Source organism: Enterovibrio norvegicus DSM 15893 (assembly GCF_900115495.1).
GTDB classification, from domain to species: Bacteria; Pseudomonadota; Gammaproteobacteria; order Enterobacterales; family Vibrionaceae; genus Enterovibrio; species Enterovibrio norvegicus.
Map to the genome: position 1 here is coordinate 65,304 of NZ_FOWR01000009.1, position 8,219 is coordinate 73,522.

The 8,219-nt window shown below is 49.2% G+C and carries 6 protein-coding genes; 5 read left to right on the forward strand and 1 reads right to left on the reverse strand.

The genetic code is table 11. From position 1 onward, the window contains the following. The first annotated feature begins 8 nt into the window (after positions 1 to 8). Entirely contained in the window at positions 9 to 275 is a 267-nt protein-coding gene (locus BM082_RS07475) for a YfcL family protein (RefSeq protein ID WP_017014183.1), read from the forward strand. Between the two features lie 125 nt (positions 276 to 400). On the opposite strand, the gene mnmC is transcribed toward BM082_RS07475, so the two are convergent. Further along, positions 401 to 2,419 carry a bifunctional tRNA (5-methylaminomethyl-2-thiouridine)(34)-methyltransferase MnmC2/FAD-dependent 5-carboxymethylaminomethyl-2-thiouridine(34) oxidoreductase MnmC1 gene (mnmC, locus tag BM082_RS07480; RefSeq protein WP_074926252.1) on the reverse strand — a complete coding sequence of 673 codons (2,019 nt, stop codon included), beginning with the start codon at positions 2,417 to 2,419 and terminating at the stop codon, positions 401 to 403. Positions 2,420 to 2,614: 195 nt separating this feature from the next. On the opposite strand from mnmC, the gene fabB reads away from it, so the two are divergent. From fabB to BM082_RS07500, 4 genes are all read left to right on the forward strand, one after another. Beyond that, complete coding sequence (gene fabB / locus BM082_RS07485) at positions 2,615 to 3,826, forward strand: beta-ketoacyl-ACP synthase I (RefSeq protein WP_017014181.1); 1,212 nt, start codon at positions 2,615 to 2,617, stop codon at positions 3,824 to 3,826. Between the two features lie 240 nt (positions 3,827 to 4,066). Further along, on the forward strand, positions 4,067 to 5,206 hold the full coding sequence (locus tag BM082_RS07490; protein ID WP_074926256.1) for a 4-phosphoerythronate dehydrogenase: 1,140 nt from the start codon (positions 4,067 to 4,069) through the stop codon (positions 5,204 to 5,206). Between the two features lie 2 nt (positions 5,207 to 5,208). Further along, a complete protein-coding gene (locus tag BM082_RS07495; protein WP_017008755.1) occupies positions 5,209 to 6,234 on the forward strand; it encodes an aspartate-semialdehyde dehydrogenase in 1,026 nt (341 codons plus the stop codon). Between the two features lie 183 nt (positions 6,235 to 6,417). Beyond that, positions 6,418 to 8,219, forward strand: a 1,802-nt coding sequence (locus BM082_RS07500; protein ID WP_280138440.1) for a FimV/HubP family polar landmark protein, incomplete at its 3' end; no start/stop codon positions are given.

An 8,219-nucleotide genomic window follows, 5' to 3' on the forward strand; every position in this document is an offset into this window, starting at 1 on the left:
GAGACAATATGATTCAAGAATACGAAGAAAAAATCCTCGACCTGATTGATGCCATGGTAGATACCGCGACAGATGATGAGTTGTTCGCCAGTGGTTATCTGCGTGGTCATATATCTCTCGCAGCAGCTGACTGTGAACAAGACGGGATTGAAGATTTGGATGCCTTGAAGGTTCGCGTTGATGGCAGCTTGAAAGACAATGCCAATGAGCTGACCCCGAGCGACCAAGTGCTGGTGGCTAACTTGTGGTCATCATTGCAAAAGAAAGCGAGCTGAGCGTTCATCGGCGGACATAGAACCCGCACATGATCCAATGAGAAAAGGCGCATTAAGCGCCTTTTTTGTGTCTGCAATGCTGGGCTAAACGACGTATCGCCAGCAAAAATAGGGTCAAACACGAGTTAGAGCGCTTTTCCTTTCAGCAATTTTCGCACCCACATGCGGCCCGGGTGCAGTGCATTCAGCACGTCTAGAGGCAGCGGAAGCGGGTGTCCGCTAAGCTGAGATGCCATCAATTCGCCTACGATAGGCGCAGACGTGAGGCCGCGAGAACCCAATGCCAGCATACTGTAGAGGTTTGGATAAACAGGCACATCAGCAGCGTTGTCTTTGTTATCACGCAGCGTGCTGTATTGCTCTATGAGGCGTGCATAGTTACAAACATCCCCCACGTATGGCAAATGATCTCGGCTCGCACAACGTACACCTACACGACCAGCGCCATGGTCAGTATCGATTTCGTTAGGCCAGTCAGCGGGAATGCAATTGATCAAACGTTGTTTGTTGTCTGCTTGATCATCCATTTTGAAGTCTTGTGATGCATCATTGCGCCCGTAACTTGCGCCAATACAATGCGTGTCGTTCTTCGGGTTAACGGGCGTCAGGTAGCCGTCATAACACAATACAGTTTTCAGCCTTTTAAGGGTTGGCGTGGTATTGATGTGGCTTACCTGCCCACGGACTGAGTACGCAGGGATTGCTGCAGTCTGTTCAAATTGTGTGAATTTGTGCCCGTTGGCGATCACCACGGTGTGGTGCGAGAAAGTGCGGTCTTCAGCGGTTAGTTGCCACGCCGTGCCATCGTGCGCCAATGCCTTGATTTCACAATTGAAGTGGCTCGTCATAAGGCCAGTGGCTTCTGCTTTAGCAATCAGTCCTTGAGTCAGTTGCTGTGGACATAGCCAGCCCCCGAGTGGGTAACTGACCCCCGCATGACCGGTTTCAACCTTGGTTAACGCCGCGGTTTCTTCTTTGGTCAATGCAGTGATCAAGGTTTCAGGAAATCCGCCTTTGAACATTTTGGTCAGCTTGTCTGCACTTTTCTCATCCCACCCCAATTGGGTCACACCACACCAATCGTGATCGAATGCCACAGTCTCTGCTGCTTGTTCAATAAATTGACGTGAGAACAAAAAAGCCGGTGCAAAGAAACGAGGCAGCGCGTCATCATTGCCGTTCAGTAAGGGATAAACCGCGCCTTGGCGGTTACCAGAGGCCGCAAGTCCAGGCTTGTCGTGTTCACAATAGAGTGTGACTTGTTTGCCGCGACGAACCAACGACAATGCCAGTGTTGCACTCGCGACGCCGCCGCCAATGATGGCGATGTCTGATTGGCCTGAAGAGGTGTCTTGTTTCGGGGTGAGACGCTTAAACCAAGGTGCTTGAAGGCCCGTTTGTTTGCGTTCCTTAATGGAACCAACGAGCATGTCACGCTTGGTACCAAACCCTTTTGCTTTCTTCATGGTAAAGCCGGCATCAATCAGGCCGCGACGCACAAAGCCTGCGGCGGTAAACGTCGCAACGGTGCATGATTCGCGCGCCAGACGTGCCATGCCGTCGAATAAGCTTTGGCTCCACATGTCTGGATTCTTGCTAGGTGCAAAGCCATCGAGGAACCAGCAGTCAACAATACCTTCATCAGATGTCCACACTTGCGGCATACAATCTTTGATGTCACCAAACCACAAATCGAGCGTCACCATGCCGTCAGCAAGAATGAGACGGTGGCAACCTGACACGGCTGCGGGATAGTGCTTACGCAGCGCTTTTGCATAATCGGCAAGTTCAGGCCATGCAGCGTGGGATTTCTCGAGATCACTTTGGGTTACAGGAAATTTCTCAAAGCTGATAAAGTGCAGCTGTTGGGTTTTAGCATCAGGGTGTTGGTTGCGAAATGCTGCAAACTCTTGCCAAACGGCAAGAAAATTTAAACCTGTACCAAAACCTGTCTCTGCAATAACGAAGCGATCTCGCTTGACGTGTTGCCAGCGCGTTGGAAGATGATTTTGATGTAGGAAGACATAGCGTGTTTCCTCTAAACCATTGGCGTTAGAAAAGTACACGTCATCGAAATTATCAGACACAGGCGTGCCAGCGTCATTCCAGTGGATTTGGGCATGTTCAATACGGGGTTGGGTCACAGGCCTTACCTTAATTAAAACTCTGTTTGCACTCAGGTCGCGGATTCTATCGCCAATCCTTTCGAATATACAGATTCGCGGAGCAGGCTATGCGAGAATGAAGTTTCAGCGTACACGCGTACTCTAGGAAAGCTGACCACTTTAGATGAGCAAAACCGCTATCATCGGTGCGAACTCGAATTGTAGGAACAAAAAATGAAACGAGCCGTAATTACAGGTATGGGAATTGTTTCCAGCATCGGTAACAACGTTAAAGAAGTGCTGGAGTCATTGAAAGCGGGTAAATCAGGGATTAGTTTTTCCCAACAGTTCGCAGACATGAAACTACGCAGCAACGTTTGGGGTGATCTCAAACTCAAACCTGTCGATCATATCGATCGCAAGAAATTTCGTTTTATGGGCGATGCCGCTGGCTTCGCTTATTTGTCAATGGAACAAGCTATTGAAGACGCTGGGCTGACTGAAGACCAAGTCTCAAATGATCGCACAGGTCTGGTTGCAGGCTCTGGTGGCGCATCTTCCATTAACCAAGTAGCAGCAACAGACACTCTACGTGAAAAAGGCGTAAAACGTGTTGGTCCTTACATGGTGCCTCGTACCATGTCTTCGACTGTTTCTGCTTGTTTGGCAACACCGTTTAAAATTCGTGGTGTGAACTACACCATGAGCTCGGCATGTGCGACATCAGCGCACTGTATCGGCCACGCGGTTGAATTGATTCAACTGGGCAAACAAGACGTTGTTTTTGCAGGTGGTGGTGAAGAGCTAGATTGGTCTTTGACCATGATGTTTGATGCGATGGGCGCATTGTCGACCAAGTACAACGACAACCCAGAACATGCTTCACGTACCTATGATGCAGACCGCGATGGTTTCGTTATCTCTGGTGGCGGCGGCATGATGGTTATCGAAGAGCTTGAGCATGCGTTAGCGCGCGGTGCGAAAATCTACGGTGAAGTTGTGGGCTATGGCGCAACCTCTGATGGCTACGACATGGTCGCACCATCAGGTGAAGGCGCAATCCGTTGTATGAAGATGGCTATGCAAGACGTTGACCAAATCGATTACATCAACACGCACGGTACGTCTACTCCTGTGGGTGATGTGAAAGAGCTTGGTGCAATCCAAGAAGTCTTTGGTCACAACAGCCCTGCGATTTCAGCAACCAAAGCGATGACGGGTCACGCATTAGGTGCTGCTGGTGTTCACGAAGCGATTTATTCAACCTTGATGCTGGATAATGGTTTTGTTGCGCCAAGCATTAACATCGACAACCTCGATCCTGCTGCTGAAGGCTTGGATATCGTGACGGAAATGCGTGAGCAAGAGTTGAAGACAGTGATGTCTAACAGCTTTGGCTTCGGCGGTACCAACGCGACGTTGGTGATTAAAAAATACGAAGGCTAAGCGATTTCGCTTTCCTGACGAATTTCCGGGACGTTGGCCTTACGGCCTACAACAGACGCGGGTTTTGACCGATGAGAGCCGGTCTCTACCTTTCAGATCCTGGATTTTACCCGGCTACGGCCGGGTTTTTTCGTTTTAAGTCGCCGCAAAAACCGTCACAATACAGATATACCCAAGCAACCTGTATCCAGCATCTTCAGGTTGCTTGGGTATATGTTGTTCTGAGAAAGAGAAGATCACGTGAATATTCTGATTGATGAAAACATGCCTTACGCGGCAGAACTGTTTAGTAAACTTGGCACTGTAACAGCCAAGGCGGGGCGTACTTTAACCGCCGATGATCTGATTGATATTGATGCTTTGATGATTCGCTCGGTCACCAAAGTTGATGAAGCGTTATTAGAAAAAGCCAATCGCCTCCGCTTTGTGGGTACAGCCACGGCGGGGACGGATCATGTTGATGCCAAACTTCTTGCCGAACGTGGCGTTTGTTTCACCGCTGCACCGGGCTGCAATAAGGTCGGTGTTGCTGAATACGTGATCAGCTCACTACTCGTGTTAAGCCAGCAACAAGATTTCACACTCACAGACCGTAAAGTTGGCATTGTCGGTGCTGGTCAAGTCGGGAGTTATTTATCGAACTGCCTAGCCGCCTTGAATATTCCTTATCTTCTGTGTGACCCGCTAAAACACGCGGAAGGCGACACGCGCCAATTCCATTCGCTGCAAACCTTATTGGCTGAATGTGATGTTATTACGACCCACACGCCAATCACACGTAACGGTGAGCATCCTACCCATCACCTGATTGGTGAAAAAGAGCTGGCACTTTTGAAGCCAAGCAGCATTTTGATCAATGCGGCGCGTGGCCCTGTTGTTGATAACGATGCGCTAAAGGCAGCGTTGAAAGCGGACAAACTGACCGCCGTGTTGGATGTGTTCGAGTTTGAACCTGAAGTCGATCTAGAATTGCTGCCTCTGCTCGCGTTTGCAACGCCGCATGTTGCTGGGTATGGGCTTGAGGGCAAAGCGCGTGGTACCACGATGATCTACAACGCTTACTGCGAGTTCCTTGGCAACCAAGAAGAACGCATCGAAGCCTCGTCTTTGTTGCCTGTTGCGCCGATTCCACATGTGAGTCTGAGCAAAAAGTGGGATGCCGCAGATCTTATGGCACTTTGCCAACTTGTTTATGATATTCGTCGTGATGACAGTGATTTCCGCCGTGCAATGGCTGACGTTGCTGAGCAGCGGACAAGCTTTGACCGCTTGCGTAAGAATTACTGGGACAGACGCGAGTACAGTGCGATTACAGTAGCGGGCGATGCTGCGTTTGGGGTAGAGTCGCTCGCTAAATTAGGTTTTACCGTAGAGGAATAAACATGACAGAAGAATTTGATGTTGCATACGACGTCGCTGTATTAGGTGCAACTGGCGCTGTAGGTCGCACCATTATTGAGGTGTTGGAAGAGCGTAAATTCCCTGTGCGCAAACTTTACTTGTTAGCAAGTGAGCGCAGCGCCGGTGAAACCATTCGCTTTAATGGCAAAAGCCACCTGGTGCGTAATGTTGAAGACTTCGATTGGAGTCAGGTGCAAATCGCCTTGTTTTCTGCGGGTGCTGAGCTGTCAGATCGTTATGCGCCAATGGCAGCTGACGAAGGTGTTGTTGTTATCGATAACACCTCACGTTTTCGCTATGAATATGACGTGCCTTTGGTTGTGCCTGAAGTTAACCCAGAAGCCATTGCTGATTTTCGCAACCGCAACATAATTGCGAACCCTAACTGTTCGACGATCCAAATGTTAGTGGCGTTGAAACCCATTTATGACGTTGCAGGTATTGATCGCATCAATGTTGCGACATATCAATCAGTGTCGGGCTCAGGCAAAAAAGGTGTGGATGAGTTGGCGGGCCAAACCGTTAAACTACTGAACAGCCAAGAAGCAGAACCAAGTCTGTATAAAAAGCAGATCGCGTTTAACTGCATCCCACACATCGATGAGTTCATGGATAACGGCTACACCAAAGAAGAAATGAAAATGGTGTGGGAAACCCAGAAAATTTTGGGTGATGACACCGTTGCGGTAAACCCAACGTGTGTTCGTGTGCCTGTTTTCTATGGTCACGCTGAAGCGGTGCATATCGAATGTCAGCAACCGCTTGATGCGACCGAAGCGATGGATATTCTGTCTCGTACGGAAGGCATTGAAGTGTTTGCCAATGAAGATTACCCAACGCAGGTAAAAGACGCGACGGGCAAAGATCATGTCATGGTTGGCCGTGTTCGCAATGATATTAGCCACCCGAATGGTCTGAACCTATGGATTGTTGCTGATAACGTGCGCAAAGGCGCAGCAACCAACAGCGTTCAAATCGCCGAAGTGTTAGTTCGCGATTACCTATAAATTGCGTCGCCTTTGCGATTCCTTGCACGGGCAAACTCAAGAAAAAACAACCGGCACCAGTGATCTGCTGCCGGTTGTTTGATCACAAAACACAGTTTTATCTCTTCTCACTACAGTTTTCAGCTGGGCTTCCGATATAGTTAGGGAAATAACCATCAAGCCTATTTTTTCTGCCATAGAGGAATGCGGGCAGTGTCTGACGCAGATTTTAATAACGTTATGAAGCGAAGCCTTTTTTCATCATCTATCAGCCGTCATCTCGGCAAAACGCTTGCCGTTACGTCTTTGTTGCTGAGCGTCATTACGACGTTTTCTGTGCAATCGGCGATTCGCATCATTGGTCCTCAAGAAGAGGCTCAACCTCAAGCAACGTCTGAACCATTGTCTCGTGCGGCAACGCCGTCGACACGAGGTCGCAGTGCCGTGGGCCCCACCCGCGATAGCGACACACTGTGGTCCATTGCTTCTCGCTACCAGCCAAACCAGTCTGTCAGTGTGTACCAAACCATTGGTGCCATTTTTCGCCTTAACCCGTCCGCTTTTGAAGATGCCAATATTCATGGGTTAATGCCGGGCAGTACCTTGGTGATGCCTTCTTTGGCAGAGATTCGCCGTGAAAGCACTGATGATGTTGCTCAACGCCTTCAAATTGATCAGGCGAGAAAAGAAGCACAACGCACGGTGAATCGTCGTCCGTTGAGCGAGCAAGTGCCTGCGCCAAAGCCTAAAGCCCCTGTAGCACCTACGGTAGCACCAATGCCAGCACCAGAAACGGCAATGGCAGAAGACAAAAAATCGATGATGGACGATGCCAAGTCTAAAGAGGCGATGGCTGACACCGATGGTGCAATGTCAGAGAAAATGGCTGACGCTGGCGAGAAAATGACGCCACCCAAACCGGACATGATGGGCGTGCAAGATCAGATCAATGAATCTGATATGCAGATGGGTAAGTTGGTTGAAAGTAACCACATCCTCAAGATTCGTTTGGCTGAAGTTCAAAACGAACTGTCAGCACTAAAAGAACAAATGACCGTTGATCAGGAACTCACAGGAGAAATCAAAGAGTTCTTAGAGGTTCAGCGCGTGCGCCAAGCGAAAATGGAGACCAAAGAGCCTTCATTCCTTGAAACGCTAATGAATAGCCCGTTGATGCTCGCAACGGTAGCCATCATTCCAGCGCTTATCGTGATTGGTGCGGCCGCCTTTATTATTATGCGTCGTCGTAAAAGCGACGATGCTGAAGAGCCAGAAGGCCTAGACGGCGAAGTGCCAGATGACATGAATGTCATCATGGTGCCTGAAGTCGAAGACGACACCGACGAGTTAGTGCTTGAAGACGATGAGCTTGAAGTAACTGAGGACACTGATGCTGATGATCTCTTCGGTGACGACAGCATGTTTGATTCTGAATTGGATGACATTAATTTGTCTGATTCACTTGAGCTGTCGGAAGAACCTGAAGAATCAGGCGTGTCGATAGACGATGAGTTCGAAGCAGGTTCAGACATCTCTCTCGACGATGACTTCGATGCGAGCTCTGAATTGAATGTTGCTGCAAGCAGTGACGACGCTATTGGCCTTGAAGACATGGAGCGTGCGCTCGATGAAATGGCTGATAACGAAGAAAAAGAACTCAGCCCTGATGAAGCCCTCGCGGCGGCATGGGAGCAATCACTGGCCGGCGGCGATGACGGTGATGTAGATGATATCGATGCATTGCTAAATGCTGAGCAATCTGGCGGTTCTGATACAGAAGAAAATACCGCTGACGATTCTCCAGATGACATTTTGACTGATGACGATCTCAATGACGCCTTGTTCGACAAGGTGCTAGAGGGTGAGCCTGAAGTGGACTTGTCTCAAGATATTGATTTATCGGATGACGATGCCCCTGTTGCGGCTGAAGCGTCAGGCCAAGATGATATCGATGATATTTTCAGTGCCAATGAAGCGTCAGGCCAAGATGATATCGATGATATTTT

Excerpts from the sequence above, each read along its gene's own strand:
- fabB (WP_017014181.1), top strand. The coding sequence starts at position 2,615 with ATGAAACGAGCCGTAATTACAGGTATGGGAATTGTTTCCAGCATCGGT.
- BM082_RS07495 (WP_017008755.1), top strand. The coding sequence starts at position 5,209 with ATGACAGAAGAATTTGATGTTGCATACGACGTCGCTGTATTAGGTGCA.
- BM082_RS07475 (WP_017014183.1), top strand. The coding sequence starts at position 9 with ATGATTCAAGAATACGAAGAAAAAATCCTCGACCTGATTGATGCCATG.